The sequence below is a fragment of the Streptomyces sp. NPDC039462 genome (genome assembly GCF_055639375.1).
Map to the genome: position 1 here is coordinate 631,551 of NZ_JBVKAO010000001.1, position 17,704 is coordinate 649,254.

A 17,704-nucleotide genomic window follows, 5' to 3' on the forward strand; every position below is an offset into this window, starting at 1 on the left:
ACGTGCGAGGTGCTGACGCGGAGTGACCCGCTGCCGACCGTCCGGCTCACACCGGTTCGGGCGCGGCTTCGGATGCCGGTTCGGATGTCGGTTCGGTAGCCTGCCGGGGTTCCGCCTGCCGCGGCAGTGGCACCGGCGCAGGCTGGGCGTCCCACCGGCGGGTGGTCCGTACGTAGGCGTAGATCACCGAGGCCATCGCCAGCATGACCAGTGGCCCGGCCAGCCATGGGTGTTCGGCCATCTCCATCGGCAGGTACCGGTACGACACGAGGAGCGCGGTGAAGACCGCGGTGCCGTGGGCGACCAGCCGGATTCCGGACCGGTCCCAGCCGCGGTCGTACGCGCGGAGGGCTCCCTCGACGGTGAGGGCGAACACCACGCCGGCCACGAGGTCGACGCCGTAGTGGTAGCCGAAGCCGAGCGTCGCGCTGAGCGTGGCGACCAGCCAGAAGGTCCCGGCGTACCGCAGCAGGCGCGGGCCCTTGCGGGAGTGGATGAAGATCGCGGTCGCCCACGCCGTGTGCAGGCTCGGCATGCAGTTGCGCGGCGTGATCCCGTCGTACGGCACCGGGTGCGGGGCGGTGAGGGTCGGTGGCGTGTGCGGCCACAGGTTGGCCACCGCCCACTCCACGCCGCCGGTGCCGGAGGTGCCGGGACCGTAGGCGAAGATCGGCCCGACCACCGGGAAGATCATGTAGATGCCCGGGCCGAGGAGGCCGATCACCAGGAAGGTGCGCACCAGGTGGTGGCGCGGGAAGCGGCGCTCGGCCACGACGTTGCGCAGCTGGTAGAGGGCGGCGACGACCGCGGCCACCGCGAGCTGGGCGTAGACGAGGTCGAGTACGTGGGCGACCGGGCCCGAGGCCTCCAGGATCCGGCCGGCCAGCCACGACGGGTTGCCCAGGGCGTGGTCGGCGGTCGCCACATAGGGGTCGAGCACGGTCGGGTGGGTCTTCGCCGTGATGAGCAGCCAGGTGTCACCGGTCTTGCGGCCGGCCACCAGGAGCAGGCCGAGGCCGACGCCCTTGAGCAGCAGGACGCGTTCCTCGCCGGTACGGCGGGTGATCGCGAAGGCGGCGCAGCCCAGCATCGCCCACAGCGCGCCGTTGCCGAAGAACTGGCCCTCGGGCACCTCGGCGTCGACCGCCCAGCGCACCAGCACGAAGATGACGTCGATGCCGATCGCGGCACCGGCCGCGATGAACCGCTGCCGCCAGGTGAGCACCACCATCATCAGCGCGAGACCGCCGTACAGCGGTCCCGGCTTCGGCGGGAACAGCACCTCCCGCGCCTGGTTGGTGATTGGTCCAGGGACACCGCCGTAGCGTCGGGCGGCGATCTCCAGCGCGATGAGGAACGCGACGGCCACCGCCCCCGCCGCGGCCCACAGGATCGTGCGCGGCCGGCGCGATGCGGCGAACACGGTCCCGCGGTCTATTCGTGAAAACACTCACGAACTATAGCCATGGCCGTTCTCCGCGAACGGGCCGGGAGTGAAGGCGCGGGACCTGGGCACTCGGCCGGTGCACGAGGAACGAGGAACGACGTCGAAGAAAGGTGACATCCGTGTCGCAGGTCGAAGAGTCCGTGGAAGTCAACGTGCCGGTCCGTGCGGCGTACAACCAGTGGACCCAGTTCGAGACGTTCCCCGAGTTCATGCAGGGTGTGCAGCGGATCGAACAGCGCACCGACAAGCTCACCCACTGGGTGACGAAGATCGACGGCGTGGAGCGCGAGTTCGACGCGAAGATCACCGAGCAGATCCCGGACGAGCGGGTGGCGTGGACCACGGTGGACGGCCAGGCCCGGCAGGCCGGCGTCGTCACCTTCCACCGCCTGGACGACTCACGCACCAAGGTCATGCTGCAGATGCACTACGACCCCGAGGGCCTGGCCGAGACGGTCGGCGACAAGCTCGGCTTCGTCAAGCGGCAGGTCAGCGGTGACCTGGGGCGGTTCAAGGAGTTCATCGAGCGGCGTGACGGCGCGGAGACCGGCGCCTGGCGCGGCCAGGTCTGACCGCCCGCCCTCGGCAACGCAAGACGAAGGCCCGGACCGGCTGGTCCGGGCCTTCGCCGTGCCGGGCCCCGATGACCACCCGGCCGGGCGCGTGACCTCGTGCTTGACTCTCCCACCGTGTCAGGGCCTGCACTGGGAGACGTGATGTTCACCATCGGAGACTTCGCCAGACACGGCCGCGTGTCGGTACGCATGCTGCGCCACTACGACGCCGTCGGGCTGCTGCGCCCGGCCCACGTCGACCCGTCAAGCGGCTACCGCTACTACCGGGCCGCCCAGTTCGCGCGGCTCAACCGCGTCATCGCCCTCAAGGACCTCGGCTTCACCCTGGACCAGGTCCGCTCGATCCTCGACGAGGACGTCAGCACCGAGGAGCTCCGCGGCATGCTGCGGCTGCGCAGGGCCGAGCTGGAATCCGCCGCCGCCGAGGCCGCGGCGCGGATGACCCGGGTCGAGGCGAGGCTCCGGACGATCGAAAGCGAGGGCACCATGCCTACCGACGACATCGTCGTCACCTCCCTCCCCGCGGTCCGGGTGGCCGAGCTGACCGCCACCGCGGCGAGCTACGCGCCCCAGGACATCGGGCCGGTCGTCGGCCCGCTCTTCGCCGAGCTGTGCCGTCGGCTCGACGCCGCCGGAGCCACCCCGGCCGGGCCCGGCATCGCCCGCTACGAGGAAGCGTCCGGCGAGGACCAGATCACGGTGCGGGCCGCGATACCGGTCGCCGAAGGAACGGACGCGGGCGATCTGCCGGTGGTCGAGGTGCCGGGCATCCCGCTGGCCGCCACGGTCATCCACCACGGGCCGATGGACGGCGTCCTGTCCACCGCGCACGCGCTGGACCAGTGGATCGCCGCGCACGGCTACCGTCCCGTCGGGCTCACCCGCGAGGTCTCCCTGGACTGCCCCGACGACACCGACGCCTGGGTCACGGAGCTCCAGCAGCCCATCACCGCCCTCTGACGGCCGACGAGACGACACGAGGACACGACGACACGACGACACCCATGACGTACTACGTGGGCTCCGGCCCGTACTGCTACGCCCACTCCCTGGCCATGGTGCTCGGGGAGACGGCCCCTGCGCCCGCCGTCATCGAGGTGCTGACCGGTTCGCCGTTCGGCTTCCAGCTGAGCGCCGACAGGCTGCCGCTGTTCGACCCCTACGGCTGGGACCCCGACCTGGGTCTGGACGCGGCCGTCTCCCTGCTCGGCCTCCGCTGCGAGCGGACCGCCGGGGGCACGGCCGAGGAGGCCGGGGAGCGGCTGCGCGCGGCGGCGGCCCGGGGACCCGTCCTGGTCGGCCCCGTCGACATGGGGCTGCTGCTCCACCAGCCGGGCACACCCACCAGCGAGGTCGGCGCCGACCACTACGTCGTCGTGCTGGAGGCCGACGACGGCACAGTCCTCTTCCACGACCCGCACGGCCACCCCTACGCGACGCTGCCGGTGGCGGACTTCCTCGCCGCGTGGGAGGCGAAGACGATCGACTACATCGACGCCCCCTACGTCATGCGGACGAGCTTCGTCCGGGAGCGGCAGGTCACGCCGGAAGAGGCGCTGCGGCGTTCCCTGCCGGACGCTCGGCGCTGGCTGGCGGGCCGCGACGACCTGCCCGTGCCGCCGGGAACGCTCGGCGGGGCCGCCGGCCTGGCGGCCCTGGCCGCCCGCGCGGACGGCGGACTCGACGCGGCGACGCGCGGCTTCATGGCCCACTTCGCCGTCCGCCTCGGCGCCCGCCGCGTCGCCGACGCCGCCCACTGCCTGGAGTCCCTGGGACTCGCCGCCGCGGCGGCGGTCGCGACCGAGCAGTCCCGGCTGATCGGCAGCCTCCAGCACCCCCTGGTCACCGGCGACGACCCCACCCTGGCCGACCGCCTGCGCCGCCTCGCCCCGACGTACGAACGACTGCGTACGGCACTCCCGGCCGGCGCTCACTGACCCTGCCGAGGGTCGGGCGCCGCCTCCGCGTCGGGGGTCAGCGGGTCGGGGGCGTCCTGAGGCGTGCGGTAGCCGTTCTGGAAGACGGCGGTGTAGACGTCGTCGCCCAGGGCCCGGCGGGCCTGCTCCTCGCAGGTCCGCCGGGTGGCGATCCATTCGGAGACTCCGAGCTGCGGCACGCCGAGGGTGTCCCACGTCCGCTGGGCGAGGCCGAGCAGGTGGGCGGTCCGCCGGGCATCGCCGGACGCGGCCGCGGCGGCGGCGAGGACGTCCAGGGCGACGGCCATCCCGAGCGAGTCGTCGAGGCGGCGCTTGGTGAGCCATGAGGCCCGCCCGTGTTCGAAGGCGGCCGCCACCCGGCCGCGGACCAGTTCGGCGCGTGCGCACATGTAGTCGACGAAGGCGCGTGACCACTGCTCGCCGTGCCGGTCGCAGTCGGCCCGCAGGTGTTCCAGCACGGCGACGGCCTCGTCGACCCGGCCTTCAAGGAGGTACGCCATGCTGCGGATACAGCCGGCCGACTGGGTGGGCTGGGCCATCGGCGTGCACCGGTGCCGGTCGAGGACCGCCTGGGACAGGATGGCGGCGCGTGCGTGGTCGCCGACCAGCATCGCCGCGATCGAGGCGAGGGTGTCGGCGCGGTCGGCCGCCGCGGCGCTGCCGAACCGGGCGGCCATGTCGGCGATTTCGGGGACGCGCGCCGTGATCGCCGCCGGATCTCCCAGCGTGGCGAACACCATGCCCTCGGCCCACAGCGCCTTGCCGCGCTCCGGACTCGGCGCGCGGTCCGCGGCGAGGGCCTGCGCCAGGTAGTACTGGCCCTCCCTCGGGAACCCGCAGGCGTGCCAGAAGAACCAGAGGTTCCCGGCCAGCTCCAGTGCGGCGTGTCCGTCCGGCCGCAGGAGGCTCAGGTCCAGGGCGGCGCGCAGGTTGGTGTACTCCGCGGCCGTCCGCGTGTACCAGGTGAGCTGCTCCGGGCCGAGCCACTCTGCGTCCGCCCGCCGGGCGAACGCGCGGTAGTGGGCCAGGTGCCGCCGGCGCAGGGGCTCCTCCTCGCCCAGTTCGCGCAGCCAGTACGCGCCGTACTCCCGTACGGTGTCCAGCATCCGGAACCGCTCCGAACCCTCCGGCCCCGGCAGCCAGTTGACGACGGAGTCGTCCACGAGCACGTCGAGCAGCCCCGGGATGTCGTCCTCGGGCAGGTGCTCGTCGGCGCAGACCGCCACGGCCGCGTCGGCGTCGAAGGACCCGGCGAAGACCGAGAGCCGTGCCCACAGCAGCCGTTCGGCCGGTGTGCACAGCTCATGGCTCCAGCCGATGGTGGTGCGCAGCGCGCGGTGCCAGGGCGGTACTTCCGCGCCGGGGCGCGGCCGGGGGGCCGGGGCAGGACCGTCTTCCGGTACCCCGTCTTCCGGTACCCCGTCTTCCGGAACCCTGCCTTCCGGAATCTCGCCTTCCGGAACCCCGTCGTACTCCTGGTCGTACTCCTGCAGGAGGTCGAAGCGGTCCGGCAGCCGCTTCACCAGCTCGTCGACGGGCAGCCTGTCCAGTCGGGCCGCGGCGAGTTCGATGGCCAGGGGCAGCCCTTCGAGGAGCTGCGACAGGCGTACGACATCCGACGCGTCGGCGGCGGACACGGTGAAGCCGGGCACCGTCTCGGCGGCCCGCTCGACCAGCAGCGTCACGGCTTCCGAGGCCTCCATGTCCTCCTGGTCCCGAGGCACCCGCAGCGGCTCCAGGGTCAGCACCTCCTCCGCCATGAGGCCGAGGCGGCGGCGGCTGGTGGCCAGGACCTGCAGCCCCGGAGCGGCGCGCAGCAGGGCCTCGGCGGCCATCGCGCACGCGTCGGTCAGGTGCTCGCAGGTGTCGAGCACCAGCAGCAGTTCCCGGTCGGCCAGATAGTCGGCCACCACGTCGAGCAGGGGCCGGGTGGACTGGTCGGCCAAGGGCAGCGCCTCCGCGATCGAGTGGGCCAGCAGGGCGCCCTCCCGCAGACCGGTCAGCTCCACCCACCAGACGCCGTCCACGAACCGGGGCAGCAGCCCGGCGGCCGCCCGCCGGGCGAGTCTGCTCTTGCCCACGCCGCCGACCCCGGTCACCGTGACCAGCCGGGACCGGCCGCACAGCCGCTCCAGCTGCCGCAGTTCGGGGCCGCGGCCGACCATGCTGGTGGTCTCCGGCGGCAGGTTTCCCGGCCGCCGCTCAGTCGGCTCCATCGATGTGCCTTCCTGGCCCGGACAGAGCGGTACGCCCCCCTTGCCCCCTCACGTTCCGTGAGCGGGAGAGTAGTCCGGATCTCCGTTGGCGTCCGTGGCGTGGCCACAGATGCCGCGAAATGACAGATCAAGACAGGAAGGCGTCGCAATCTGATGCGGGCCTGAAACCGATGCCGATGTCTATGCCTATGCCTACGCCTACGCCTATGCCGCTCCGCCGACGGCCGCGGCAGATCACCCGACGGTGAACGCGAGGATCTCGCGGGGCACGGCGTCAGGGTCGGCCGGGTGGCGGCGAGTGAACCGGTGGCCGTGAGAAGGGGGGTGGGCGTGTGCCCGGGCGCCGTCCACCCGGCGGTGCCGCCCACGGCGTGTCATGCTGCGATCCTCGAACGGGCCCTTGCGGAACCGCACATGTTCTTGCGGTTCCGCAAAAGCCCGTCCGTGGGTGCGACCGTCGATCGGGGTGCGTCAGCTCTTGGGCATGAGGACCGTGTCGATGATGTAGACGTTCGCGTTGGCGGTCCTGACGTTGCCGCAGACCACGTCGGCCGAGTCGTTCACCTTGTACGACTCTCCCGAACCGGACGTCGTCAGCTTCGACTTCTCCAGGGTCTCGTAGGAGCCGTTCTTCAGGTCGTCGGGCGCGATCTTCTCGCCGACCACGTGGTAGGTGAGGATCTTGGTGAGCTGCGCCTTGTCGTTGAGGACCTTGTCCAGGTCGGCCTTGGGGATTTTCGCGAAGGCGTCGTTGGTCGGCGCGAACACGGTGATGTTCTCGGCGTTGTTGAGCGTGTCGACGAGGCCGGCCTTCTTGACGGCCGTGACCAGCGTGGACAGGGCCGGGTTGTTGGAGGCCGCGGTGGCCACGGGGTCCTCTGCCATCCCGTCGAAGCTGCCCTTGCCGTCCTTGGGCACGGAGGAACAGGCGGGTCCGAACGGCTCCGTCATGCTGCCCGTGGCCGGGTCGGCGGCCGACGACTTGGCGGTGTCGGACGAGGCGCTGTCCTTGTCCTTGTCCTTGCTGTCGTCGGAGCAGGCCGTGAGGGCCAGCGGGAGGAGGGCGACCGAGGCGACGGCGACGGCGGCACGGCGGAAACGGGGTGCGGTGTTCATGACTTCTCCTGTGGATAAAGCGGGAGTTGGGGGTCGGGGAGTGGGGTGGGGAAGATGAGGGGGAGCCCGGCGGGAATCAGGTGACGGTGACCACCACCGAATGACGGCCGCTGGCCCCGTCCGGGATCGTGCGGGTCCGTTCGTCGGTCTGGACCGCGCCCGTACGGTCGGTCGCCCGCACGGCGAGGGTGTGGCCGCCGGGGGTGGCCTGCCAGCGGTAGGACCACTGGCGCCAGGTGTCCCGGCTGTCCTCGGCGGCCAGGTCGGCCGGCCGCCAGGGGCCGTCGTCGACGCGCACCTCGACCTTGTCGATGCCCCGGTGCTGCGCCCAGGCCACCCCCGCGACCATCACCGTGCCCGCCTTCGGCCGGGCCAACGGCTTGGGCGTGTCGATACGGGACTGCGTCTTGACGGGCGCCTTGCGGGCCCAGTCCCGCTTCACCCAGTAGGGGTCGTACGAGTCGAACGTCGTCAGTTCGATGTCCTCGATCCACTTGCACGCGGAGACGTAGCCGTACAGCCCCGGGACCAGCATGCGGACGGGGAAACCGTGCTCGAACGGCAGCGGTTCGCCGTTCATGCCGAGCGCGAGCATCGCGTCGCGGCCGTCCAGCACGTCCTCCACCGGAGTGCCGATGGTCATGCCGTCCACGGACCGGGCCACCAGCTGGTCCGCGCGGCCGCCGCGGGAAGGGGGTACGACCCCGGACTCGTCGAGCAGTTCCGCCAACGGCACTCCGATCCAGCGGGCGTTGCCCACATAGGGCCCGCCGACCTCGTTGGACACGCACGTCAACGTGATGTCTCGCTCGATCAGTTCGCGGCCCAGCAGCTCCGCGTAGGACAGGGTCCTCGAGCGCGCCACGCCCGTGCCGTGGATCCGCAGGCGCCAGGTGTCCGCGTTCACCTTCGGCACGACGAGCGCGGTGTCCACCCGGTAGAAGTCCTCGTTGGACGTGACGAAGGAGCTGATGCCCGCCACCCGCAGCTGTGCGCCCTTCGGCACGGCGGGGGCGGCCGATCCTGGCGCGGGCAGCACGACGCTGTCCCGCGAGGCGACGGCATCCTTGCCGCTCGCGGCATTCAGCGACTTCCCGAGAACCCAGGCACCGGCCGACGCGGCAGCGGCGGCGGTAGCGGCGATGACGAATCCACGCCGGTCCCACGAGCGAGCGGTGATGGCCTGCGGCGTGCCCCCGGAAGCAGCCGGTGCCCGCGCAGCCCGCGGCGCGTCCTCGGTGGCCGCCGGTGGGGCCGCGGCCTGCGGCGCGTCTCCGGTGGCCGCCGGTGCGGGTGCGGTCTGCGGCGCGTCCGCGGAATTCTCCGGCCCCCGGCGGCGGTTGTCGTACGCGGACGACGCCTGCGGCGCGTCGCCGGAAGTGGCCGGTGCCGGTGCGGTCTGCGGTGCGTCCTCGGTGGTCGCCGGTGCCCGCGCAGCCCGCGGCGCGTCCGCGGAACTCTCCGGCTCCCGGCGGCGGTTGTCATACGCGGATGACGCCTGCGGCGCGTCCTTGGTGGCCGCCGGTGCGGGCGTGGCCTGCGACGTGTCGCCGGCAGTGGCCGGTGCCCGTGCGGTCCCCGGCGCGTCCGCGGAACTAGTCGGCTGCCGGCGGCGGTTGTCGTACGCGTACGACGCCTGCGGTGTGTCCTCGGTGGTCGACCGTGCCCGCGCAGCCTGCGGCGCGTCCTCAGGACTCCCCGGCTCCCGGCGGCGGACATCGTCTGCCGACGGATCCGTGACCAACAAGCGGCCACTGAGCCCGTACAGGAGCCCGGCTGCGGCGACGGCGCCTGCCAACGATGGCAAGGCGTCGCCCGCGCTGGTCGAGTCGGGCCGCCCGGTCGCGGCGAGCGCGCCGACCACACCGAACAGCGCCACCCCGACCGCCGCGACGAGACGGTGCCGCAGAGCGACCACCCCCAGCGCCACGGCCGCCAGAGCGAGCACGGCGAGGATGCCCAGTTGCAGGACGAGTTTGTCGTTGGTCCCGAACTGCTGGATGGCCCAGTCCTTGACGGGCGCGGGCGTACGGTCGATCGCCGCCCCGCCGACCGCGACCACGGGCCCTGCCTCCGGGCGCACCGCGGTGGACACCAGCTCGGCCGACGCGAGGGCGGCGAAGGCGGCCAGCAGCCCGCTGAGGGCACCTGCCGAGGTCCGCCACCACCGGTCCGCGGGGCCTTGCCGTGTTCTTCGGTCTGTTCTCACATGGGGTATCCGGTGCGGAGAGCCGCACGGATTGGTCTCCCCTTGCCCTTTTGCCTTCTGGCTGGCCTTGCCCCGTTTGCTCCCTTGCCCCCTTGCCGCTGAACCCGGCGTGCCGCTACCGTCCGGCGCTGGGGAGCGGTCCACGCCGAGTGGGGGTCCGATGAACCAGGAACGGCAGGTCGTGGTCGTCGGTGGCGGGCCCGCCGGCTCCACCGCGGCGGCACTGCTCGCCAGGCAGGGCTTCGACGTACAACTGCTGGAGCGGACGCGTTTCCCCCGCTACCACATCGGGGAATCGCTGTTGCCTTCCCTGCTGCCCGTGCTCGACGTGCTGGGCGCGCGGGACGCGGTCGAGAACCACGGGTTCGTCCGCAAGACGGGGGCCTTCTACGGCTGGGGCGGCCAGGAGTGGCCGTTGGGCTTCGACGAGCCCGGCAGACCGGCCGCGTACAGCTTCCAGGTCGTCCGTGCGGAATTCGACCAGCTCCTGCTCGACCACGCCCGACGGTCAGGGGCGGAGATACGGGAGGAGACCCCGGTGAGCCGGGTCGCCCTTGAGGGCGGATCCGACGGCCGGGCCGGGGAGGTCCACTGGTCGACGCGCGGTGGCGGCAGCGGCAGGACCGGCTTCGGATTCCTCGTCGACGCCTCCGGGCGTGCCGGGCTCCTGTCGGCCAGGCAGCTGCGCACACGACGCTTCCACGAGGCGTTCCGCAACGTCGCCACCTGGGCGTACTGGCGCGGAGCGCGCCCCCTCGCGGCGGCGCCCAGCGGGGCCATCGGAGTCTTCTCGCTCCCCGAGCACGGCTGGTTCTGGGCCATCCCGCTCCACGACGGTACCCTCAGCGTCGGTCTGGTCACCGACAAGCGGTCGTTCAACGACGCCAGGAACGAGCACGGCGGCTCGCTCGACGCCGTCTACCACCAGGCACTCACCCGGTGCCCCCTGCTCGCGGGCATGCTTTCCGGCGGGCGCCAGGTGTCCCCGCTCAAGGTCGAGAGCGACTACTCCTACGTCAGCGACGAGTTCTGCGGCCCGGGCTGGTTCCTCGCCGGAGACGCCGCCTGCTTCCTCGATCCGCTGCTGTCCACGGGCGTACACCTGGCGATGTACAGCGGCCTCCTCGCTGCCGCCGCCATCGGCAGCGTGCTGCGCGCGGAGATCGACGAGGCGCAGGCCCGTCGCTACTACCAGATCGCCTACCGCAACGCCTACGAACGGCTCCTCGTCCTCGTCAGCGCCTTCTACCGCATCCACGACGGCCGCGACGCCTACTTCCGACAGGCCCAGACCCTCAGCAGCCGCGACCAGAGCGGGCTGCGCCTGCACGAATCCTTCCTGAACATCGTCACCGGCGCGGAAGACCTCCACGACGCCCGGCGCGACCCGGTCGAGGTGTTCCTGAGCAAGCTCCGCCCCGCCGACGGCGACGCCCCACGACGGCCCGGCCTTGGCGGTCACGGGACGAGTCAGCTGGTGCCGCTGCCGACGACCGAGGAGCACGCCGCCGCGGGCCTGCTGCTCACGCTCGACCCGTACCCGCGACTGCGTCCCGCCCGGACCCGCCACCCGCACCGGGACCCGGCAGAGTGACGAAGCAGCGGGGCCAGGTCAGGAGGGAAAGTCCATGAGGGCCACCGGCGCGGTGGTCGGGCGGGCCGACCCGCCGGCCGGCTCCAGGGTGATGCCCATGCCGGTGGCCCGGTCGACCGGACCGTCCATCAGCATCGCCTCGGTGCCCCGGCCGGAGTCCATGAGTCCGGCCGGGCGCATCGCACCGCCGTCGTCGAACCACAGCTGGTAGACCTTCCCTCGCGGGGGTTCGGGCAACCCGGCGGCGATGAACACGGCCTTGTTGCGGCTGTCCGACACCACGACGGTGCCGCTGGCGCCGTCGCCGAGCCGACCGGTGCGGGACTTGACATCGGGGGCGGCCAGCACCGCCGCGAGCTCCTGCGACTGCTGCTGGACCTGCTCCCGGGCCTGCTCCTGGGTCTGCCGGGCTTCCTCGCGGGCGTCCCGGGCCTGCTGGTACTGCCAGAGGGCGGTCCCGCCGAGGACCGCGACCGCGGCGACGCAGGCGGCGAGCGCCCATTGGGGAACCCGACGGTTCCGCCGCACCGCGGAATCCGGGACCCGCCCCTCGTCGGCGGCGGGGCGGCCCGGCTCGACGCGCGGAACGTCCTGACGGACCGTGGCGATACGGCGCAGGACGTCATCCCGCATGCCTCCGCGGGGCGAGACGGCAACCGCCAGCCCCAGGCGGGACGCGGTCTCGGTCAGCTCCCGCACCTCCTGTGCGCAAGTGTCGCAGTGGTCCAAGTGCCCCTCGACCGCCGCGCGTTCGTCGTCGTCCAGCGCGTGGACGGCGTAGGCGCCGGTCAGCGTGTGCGGATCGTCGGCGATGCTCATGCGTTCACCCCCAGGCAGTCGCGCAACCGGATGAGGCCGTCCCGCAGCCGGGTCTTGACGGTGCCCAGAGGGACGGCGAGGAGTTCGGCCACCTGCCGATAGGTCAGACCGCGGTAGTACGCCAGGGTGACGGACTGGCGCTGCAACGCGGTCAGCGTACGCAGACACCGGCGCACCTGCTCGCGTTCCAGACGGGTCTCGACCTGCTCGCTGACCTCGTCGAACTCCGGGGTCCGCGCCAGCAGGGCGGCCTTCTCCTCCCGTGCCGCGGAGGCCACGACGGAACGCACGCGGTCCACCGCGCGGCGGTGCGCGAGGGTGAGGATCCAGTTCATCGCCGTGCCCCGGTCGGGGCGGTAGCGGGGCGCGGTGCGCCAGACCTCCACCAGGACGTCCTGGGCGACCTCCTCGGACTGGGCGTGGTCGCGCAGCACACCGCGCACCACGCCCAGAACAGGACCGGCCACGGCGTCATAGACACCGCCGAACGCCTCCTGCTCACCCCGGGCCACTCGCCCGAGCAACTCCTGCAAGTCGGGCCCTGGCGCCGCCCGAGCCCCGATGTGCACAACTTCTTTCACGCGGTGAGCCTCCAGCACACAAGTCGCCTGTCCCCGATGATTCGTGGCCGACAGCGCCGCGGATTGGTCCGGAAAACTCGAAAGAAGAAACCGTCCCGTCGACCCGGGCCAGTCCCGCTGCCCAAAGATGAGATGGTCCTGACCGCCGACACCCTCATCCGCACACAGAACACGGCAACGACCAAGTGAAGGGACACGGGCATGCGCGCACGAGGCATCAACTACGACACTGGGTTTCTCCCGGGGGAAGAGCTCTCCCGCACGAGCTTCACCCCGGAGACGGTCCGGCACGACATGGCGGTGATCTCCGGAGATCTCCACTGTGACGCCGTTCGCATCTCGGGACGAGAGCCTGAACGGTTGAGCATCGCTGCAAGACACGCTGCGGCCGCCGGCCTTGAGGTCTGGTTCGCCCCCTTCCCCGTGGACCTGCCCCGCGACCAGTTACTGCCGTTCTTCGCCGACTGCGCAGCCCGGGCCGAAGCCGTACGGGAGACCGGCGCCGATGTGGTGTTCGTCGCGGGCTGCGAGATCAGCGCGTTCTGCGGTGGTTTCCTCCCGGGCGACACCTACGGCGACCGTATGCGGGCCATGGCAGCCGCGGACATGGAGTGGTGGTCCTCCCTCGGACCGGTGCAAGAACGCCTCAACGCCTTCCTCTCCCAGGTCGCCGCGACCGTCCGTACGCACTTCGGCGGGCAGGTCACCTACGCCTCGGCCCCCTGGGAATCCGTCGACTGGGGTGCGTTCGACCTCGTCGGCATCGACGCATACCGGGGCGCCTACAACGCCGACAGCTTCCATGAAGAACTGCGTGGACACCTCTCCCACGCCAAGCCCGTCGCGGTGACCGAGTACGGAACCTGTGCCTACCAGGGCGCGGGAGAACGCGGCGGCATGGCCTGGCAGGTGCCCGAAGGCGCGGTCCCGGATGAGGACGAGCAGGCGCGCCACCTCACGGAATTGCTGGACATCTTCGAGGAGGTGGGCGTGGACACCGCGCTCTGGTTCACCTTCGCCGGTTACAGCAGGCCCGGGGAGAAAGACCTCGGCTCCTACGGCGTCGTCAGGATGCTCGACGAGATGCGCTGGGAACCGAAGAAGGTGTTCCACACGATGGCAGCCCGGTACCAACGCGGCTGATGTACCACCCAAGGGCCGGGCAGGCCCGGCGAGAAGCCCGACAGTCAGGCCGCCCGCCTGCGGAAAGGCTCACGCGGCGTGGCGGACCTCGGCTGTAGCCTGGCTGCCGCTAGCTGGCACACATGTATGCATTAAGGAGTAGTGATGTTCGACCTCATCGTCATCGCGCACGTTCCCAAGGCCGAAGACATCACTCCGGTTGCTGACGCCCTGGCCCGCATGCGCCCGCTGTGCCTTGCCGAGGACGGCTGTGTCAGTTGGGAGGCGTACCACTCGCACGAGGATCCGGCCCGGTTCGTCCTGGTCGAGCGCTGGGCGACTCGGGGCCACTGGGAGACCCACGATGCCGGCGAAGCCATCCAGAAAATCTATCTGCCCGAGATCATGCCGCGCATCGAGCGCGAGGTGCACCCGAGCGCTCCGGTACGGCTCTGAAGCCAGGTTCTCCTTGCGCCGCGATGCAGATGTTGGCCGATCCTAGCCGAAGGCCCAGTTCAGCTCGGGCATCGTGTCGAAGTTCATGCCGTAGATCGTGCCGACCAGGGTGGGGGCGAACAGGATCGGGTGTCGGGCTGGCCTGACGCCGGGGTAGGCAGTACGGCGCTGCCTGTTCTCGTCTGGTGGCGGTGTGCACGGGTGCGGGCGTGGGCGTTTTCGGGGATGACTCCCCAACAGGGCCGGCGGCTGACATAAGTTGGTGGCCAGGTGATCTTTGGCGGGGGTTGGTGTGGCAGGTCGGGATCTACGGGCGCTGTTCAGTACGAACGACCGCACGCTCAGGGCTGCGGAGGCGTTCACGAATCGCCAGGCGCAGTGGGAGTTCGCGGTGGCCGCGCTCACCGAGCACCTGCGGAATGTCAACGACCCTGCCTTTGATCCTGAAGACCTGGAGGCGGCCCGGGACAACGTGGTGGTCTTCCACGGGATTGGTGGCATCGGGAAGTCCACGCTGTCGCGCAAGTTCGAGGCAGCCCTCGCCGACCCGGATCAGCGCCCTGCCCAGTGGGGTGCCCCCGTATGGGGTGGAGCGCGGATCCTGCCCGTACGTATCGATCTCGCGCGCTCCGCGAGTCCCGATTTCGAGAAGGTCGTGCTCTCCGTCCGCCTTGCGCTGGCCGCTGTCGGCCGGCCCCTGCCTGCCTTCGACCTGGCGTTGCGCCGCTACTGGGAGCATCAGCACCCGGGTGATCCGCTGGAGGAGTTCCTCAACCGCGGCGGCTTGGCCGCCCGGTTCGGGAAGGCGCTGCCGCAGCAGATGCAGTCCGCGCTCGCCGACGTCGCCCAGAGCTTGCTGCTGCCTGGCACGGTGGGCTCCGCCATCGGGCAGGTCACCGGGGCGCTCGTAGGGGCACTGCGCGAGCGCCGGCAGACCGTACGCGCGCTCGCCGGCTGCGCACGCCTTGCCGACCTTCTGGAGAGCGAACCGGATCTGGATTCCCTCTCCTACTACCCGCACCTGCTTGCCTGGGAGCTTGCCCGGTTACCCGCCGTGAAGAGGGTCACGCCGGTGATTTTGCTGGACGCCTTCGAGGAGATCGGGGACCGTACCCACCGGGACTTCGAGCGGCTTCTGCAGCGCCTGGTGTGGTTGATGCCGAACGCCTTCTTCGTCATCACCGGCCGCTCCCGCCTGCAGTGGGCCGACGAAGCTCTCCAGGGGCAGCTCGACTTCACCGGTCCCACCGCCTGGCCCGGCCTGGCCGCCCACGACATCCCCCAGGCCCGTACGGAGTTTTCCGCGCCAGGTCGCGAACGGCAGATGCTGGTCGGCGACTTCTCGTTCGAGGACTGCGACGACTACCTCGCCCGCCGCCTCTCGGCCGACGGCCGCCCCCTCATCAACAGCTCCATCCGTACGGTGATCGGGCAGCGCTCGCACGGCCTGCCGCTGTACCTGGACCTCTCCGTGATGAGGTTCCTGGAGCTCCGCCGCAGCGGGCGCGCCCCACAGCCGACCGACTTCGATCACGACTTTCCCGCGCTGATCGCCCGCACCCTTTCCGACCTCACCGCTCCGGAGCGTCACGTGTTGCGCTCCGTCACCTTCTTCTCCTCCTTTGACGTCGACCTGGCGACCCGGGCCGCGGGTCTGCCCCAGCAAGCGCCGGCACTGAGGCTCCTCGAGCGTCCCTTCGTACGGGAGACTCCGTTCGGGCTGTGGCCCTTCCACCTCCATGCCCTCATCCGGGCGACGATCCGGGGCGCCGACGACCAGACCGACGACCGGTGGTCTCCCGCCGACTGGCAGCAGGCTGCCATCCGGGCCTTCGCCGCCCTCGAAGAGCAGTGGAGGGGTGGCTCCGACCGTGACCGGCTGCTTCTCGTGGGCTGCCTGCGTCAGGGACTGGCCATCGCCCGCGACTACCGTCTTGACCTCGGCTGGCTCACCGAAGCCGCCTGGACTTACGTCGGCGACTCCGTGTGGGAGCCGCTCGACCTGGCCGCTGGCCCTGAGGCGGAAGGCACTGCGGCCACGGCCGCCGACGCACTGGTGGAACTGCTCAGCGCGCTCGCCCGCCGGCAGCACGAGAACCGGGCCCGCACCGGGGAGCGCCTGGCGGCGGTCGCCGATACCGGGTTGCTGCCCGCGGAGCTGTCCGAGATGGCCGTCTACTACCGGGCCAAGACGCAGCGCGACCTCGGGCACACAGACGGGTCCCGGCAGGGAATGCAGCTGGTCGCCGCCGGTGGGGGACGTCTTGCACCGAACGCCCGTCGCGGGCTCGCTCAACTCTCCCGGCTCGCCGGTGACTTCCCGACCGCTCTCGAGGCCGCCGAACGCCTGGGCTGGGAGGGGCGGCATCATCGCGTCGTCGGCGACGTGCGCTGGGTCCAGGGCGACATGCGCCTGGCCGCGCAGGCATTCGGAGCGGCGCGCGCGGAGGCCGAAGAGCACGGCAAGAGCGGGGAGGCGGCGATGTCACAGGCCATGCGTGCCTTCACTCTCGCTTTCACGGCCGACCCCACCACCGATGACGAGATCGACCTCGGTGAACACCTCCTGGCCCAGGTCGATCTGCGTGCCGCGACCCTGGACGTACGGATCGCAGCGCTCCTGCGCGACGCCGGCACCGACGCGGGAGTCGAAGACCGGGCACAGGTACTGGCGGCGGAGATCAGCACGTCGGGACTGCTCTTCGTCCAGGCCAAGCTTGAGTTGGCACGCGCCTTCCACCACGCCATCCGCGACGACCGGACGGGCGTCGCCTCCAGAATCAGTCGACTCCGCGAGCTGACCCGTGAGGGCTATTACGCCTACTACGTCGACATCGCCCACTTCATGGCCGACCTCGCGCTCGACACCCCCTCCCGTGCGCAGTGGCTCGACGGGCAGCAGACGGTGCGCCGACGGTGGCGCAGCATGGTCATCGACCGACGCGCTCTGCTCATTTCAGGGCCAGCCTCCGGAACGCCGTAGCCTCGGCAGGGGCCGACGAGCTTCCGGATGGGCGCCCGTGGGCGTGTGACGTACCGGCTCGATGCGCTCGATGCCTGGATACGCGAGCAGGAGCAGGCCGACTCGCGCTCGATGCCTGGATACGCGAGCAGGAGCAGGCCGACTCGCGCTCGAACCCGGCCCTGGATCCCGTGAGCGCGGCCCCGCAGCGCCGCGCCGGCTACTCGGCCACAGCCTGACGCTTCAGCGTCAACGGCGCTCTCACCCCCGATCCTGAGGAAATACTTGGCCGGCTACATCGAAGACCGCTGGATCAACAAGAAGAAGAACCCCACCAGCGGCAAGCGGGAGCGCACCGCTCGGTATGGAAGGGCTCGCGGTACCGCGTCGCCGGCATCCCCGGCGTCCGGAACATGTCGTTCGGCACGCGGGAGGACGCCAAGGCGTGGCTGCGCAGGGCCGGAACCGACAGCGAGCGCGGCGAGTTCGTCGACCCGCGTGACGGTTCCAACGCGCTGGCGGACTACGTCACCCGCTTTTGGAAGGAGGGCGTACGGGGCGCGCCCGGCACGATCAAGCGCGTCGACGAGCGCGTACGCCTCCACATCCTTCCGTACCGTCCCAAGCCCGTGTCGTGTTGACGAACCTGATCGCTGTCGGGCGCGCATGG

Annotated in this window: 14 protein-coding genes and 1 pseudogene; 8 read left to right on the top strand and 7 right to left on the bottom strand. The window is 71.2% G+C overall.

Translation table 11 applies throughout. The features are described from left to right. Window positions 1–46: 46 nt before the first annotated feature. On the bottom strand, window positions 47–1,393 hold the full coding sequence (locus tag ACZ7LU_RS02545; protein ID WP_468561381.1) for a phosphatase PAP2 family protein: 1,347 nt from the start codon (window positions 1,391–1,393) through the stop codon (window positions 47–49). 173 nt (window positions 1,394–1,566) lie between these two features. Here ACZ7LU_RS02545 and ACZ7LU_RS02550 point away from each other — a divergent pair, with 173 nt between their 5' ends. From ACZ7LU_RS02550 to ACZ7LU_RS02560, 3 genes are all read left to right on the top strand, one after another. Then, window positions 1,567–2,019 (top strand): SRPBCC family protein, encoded by a 453-nt coding sequence (locus ACZ7LU_RS02550; RefSeq protein WP_398309455.1) that lies wholly within the window; start codon window positions 1,567–1,569, stop codon window positions 2,017–2,019. 144 nt (window positions 2,020–2,163) lie between these two features. Continuing rightward, window positions 2,164–2,982, top strand: coding sequence for a MerR family transcriptional regulator (locus ACZ7LU_RS02555; RefSeq protein WP_468561189.1), 819 nt, complete (start codon window positions 2,164–2,166; stop codon window positions 2,980–2,982). 44 nt (window positions 2,983–3,026) lie between these two features. After that, on the top strand, window positions 3,027–3,959 hold the full coding sequence (locus ACZ7LU_RS02560; RefSeq protein ID WP_471915438.1) for a cysteine peptidase family C39 domain-containing protein: 933 nt from the start codon (window positions 3,027–3,029) through the stop codon (window positions 3,957–3,959). Here ACZ7LU_RS02560 and ACZ7LU_RS02565 read toward each other — a convergent pair. From ACZ7LU_RS02565 to ACZ7LU_RS02575, 3 genes are all read right to left on the bottom strand, one after another. Beyond that, window positions 3,953–6,175, bottom strand: coding sequence for an ATP-binding protein (locus ACZ7LU_RS02565; protein WP_471915439.1), 2,223 nt, complete (start codon window positions 6,173–6,175; stop codon window positions 3,953–3,955). The two genes, ACZ7LU_RS02560 and ACZ7LU_RS02565, sit on opposite strands and share 7 nt — an antisense overlap. A 471-nt stretch (window positions 6,176–6,646) precedes the next feature. Further along, a complete protein-coding gene (locus ACZ7LU_RS02570; protein ID WP_471915440.1) occupies window positions 6,647–7,291 on the bottom strand; it encodes a fasciclin domain-containing protein in 645 nt (214 codons plus the stop codon). 76 nt (window positions 7,292–7,367) lie between these two features. Further along, window positions 7,368–9,500, bottom strand: a complete 2,133-nt coding sequence (locus ACZ7LU_RS02575; protein ID WP_471915441.1) for a molybdopterin-dependent oxidoreductase — start codon at window positions 9,498–9,500, stop codon at window positions 7,368–7,370. Between the two features lie 160 nt (window positions 9,501–9,660). On the opposite strand from ACZ7LU_RS02575, the gene ACZ7LU_RS02580 reads away from it, so the two are divergent. Further along, window positions 9,661–11,094: an NAD(P)/FAD-dependent oxidoreductase gene (locus ACZ7LU_RS02580; protein WP_471915442.1), complete on the top strand. Its 1,434-nt coding sequence runs from the start codon at window positions 9,661–9,663 to the stop codon at window positions 11,092–11,094. An 18-nt stretch (window positions 11,095–11,112) separates the two neighbouring features. Here the strand turns inward: ACZ7LU_RS02580 and ACZ7LU_RS02585 are convergent, their stop codons facing one another. Both ACZ7LU_RS02585 and ACZ7LU_RS02590 read right to left on the bottom strand, forming a co-directional pair. After that, window positions 11,113–11,913 (bottom strand): anti-sigma factor, encoded by an 801-nt coding sequence (locus tag ACZ7LU_RS02585; protein ID WP_471915443.1) that lies wholly within the window; start codon window positions 11,911–11,913, stop codon window positions 11,113–11,115. Then, window positions 11,910–12,494 (bottom strand): sigma-70 family RNA polymerase sigma factor, encoded by a 585-nt coding sequence (locus tag ACZ7LU_RS02590; RefSeq protein WP_471915444.1) that lies wholly within the window; start codon window positions 12,492–12,494, stop codon window positions 11,910–11,912. The genes ACZ7LU_RS02585 and ACZ7LU_RS02590 overlap by 4 nt, the downstream gene beginning before the upstream one ends. Window positions 12,495–12,854: 360 nt before the next feature. On the opposite strand from ACZ7LU_RS02590, the gene ACZ7LU_RS02595 reads away from it, so the two are divergent. Beyond that, window positions 12,855–13,637: a hypothetical protein gene (locus ACZ7LU_RS02595; protein WP_471915445.1), complete on the top strand. Its 783-nt coding sequence runs from the start codon at window positions 12,855–12,857 to the stop codon at window positions 13,635–13,637. Between the two features lie 144 nt (window positions 13,638–13,781). Then, complete coding sequence (locus ACZ7LU_RS02600; protein WP_398309424.1) at window positions 13,782–14,072, top strand: putative quinol monooxygenase; 291 nt, start codon at window positions 13,782–13,784, stop codon at window positions 14,070–14,072. Window positions 14,073–14,117: 45 nt separating this feature from the next. Here the strand turns inward: ACZ7LU_RS02600 and ACZ7LU_RS02605 are convergent. Further along, a pseudogene (locus ACZ7LU_RS02605) lies at window positions 14,118–14,198 on the bottom strand (CorA family divalent cation transporter); the annotation flags it as partial. A 166-nt stretch (window positions 14,199–14,364) separates the two neighbouring features. On the opposite strand from ACZ7LU_RS02605, the gene ACZ7LU_RS02610 reads away from it, so the two are divergent. Then, complete coding sequence (locus ACZ7LU_RS02610; protein WP_471915446.1) at window positions 14,365–17,055, top strand: ATP/GTP-binding protein; 2,691 nt, start codon at window positions 14,365–14,367, stop codon at window positions 17,053–17,055. Window positions 17,056–17,447: 392 nt separating this feature from the next. Further along, complete coding sequence (locus ACZ7LU_RS02615; protein WP_471915447.1) at window positions 17,448–17,675, top strand: hypothetical protein; 228 nt, start codon at window positions 17,448–17,450, stop codon at window positions 17,673–17,675. Window positions 17,676–17,704: the final 29 nt, after the last annotated feature.

Coding starts and splice junctions, on each gene's coding strand:
- ACZ7LU_RS02555 (WP_468561189.1), top strand. CDS start 2,164: ATGTTCACCATCGGAGACTTCGCCAGACACGGCCGCGTGTCGGTACGC.
- ACZ7LU_RS02560 (WP_471915438.1), top strand. CDS start 3,027: ATGACGTACTACGTGGGCTCCGGCCCGTACTGCTACGCCCACTCCCTG.
- ACZ7LU_RS02565 (WP_471915439.1), bottom strand. CDS start 6,175: ATGGAGCCGACTGAGCGGCGGCCGGGAAACCTGCCGCCGGAGACCACC.
- ACZ7LU_RS02570 (WP_471915440.1), bottom strand. CDS start 7,291: ATGAACACCGCACCCCGTTTCCGCCGTGCCGCCGTCGCCGTCGCCTCG.
- ACZ7LU_RS02580 (WP_471915442.1), top strand. CDS start 9,661: ATGAACCAGGAACGGCAGGTCGTGGTCGTCGGTGGCGGGCCCGCCGGC.
- ACZ7LU_RS02585 (WP_471915443.1), bottom strand. CDS start 11,913: ATGAGCATCGCCGACGATCCGCACACGCTGACCGGCGCCTACGCCGTC.
- ACZ7LU_RS02600 (WP_398309424.1), top strand. CDS start 13,782: ATGTTCGACCTCATCGTCATCGCGCACGTTCCCAAGGCCGAAGACATC.
- ACZ7LU_RS02615 (WP_471915447.1), top strand. CDS start 17,448: ATGTCGTTCGGCACGCGGGAGGACGCCAAGGCGTGGCTGCGCAGGGCC.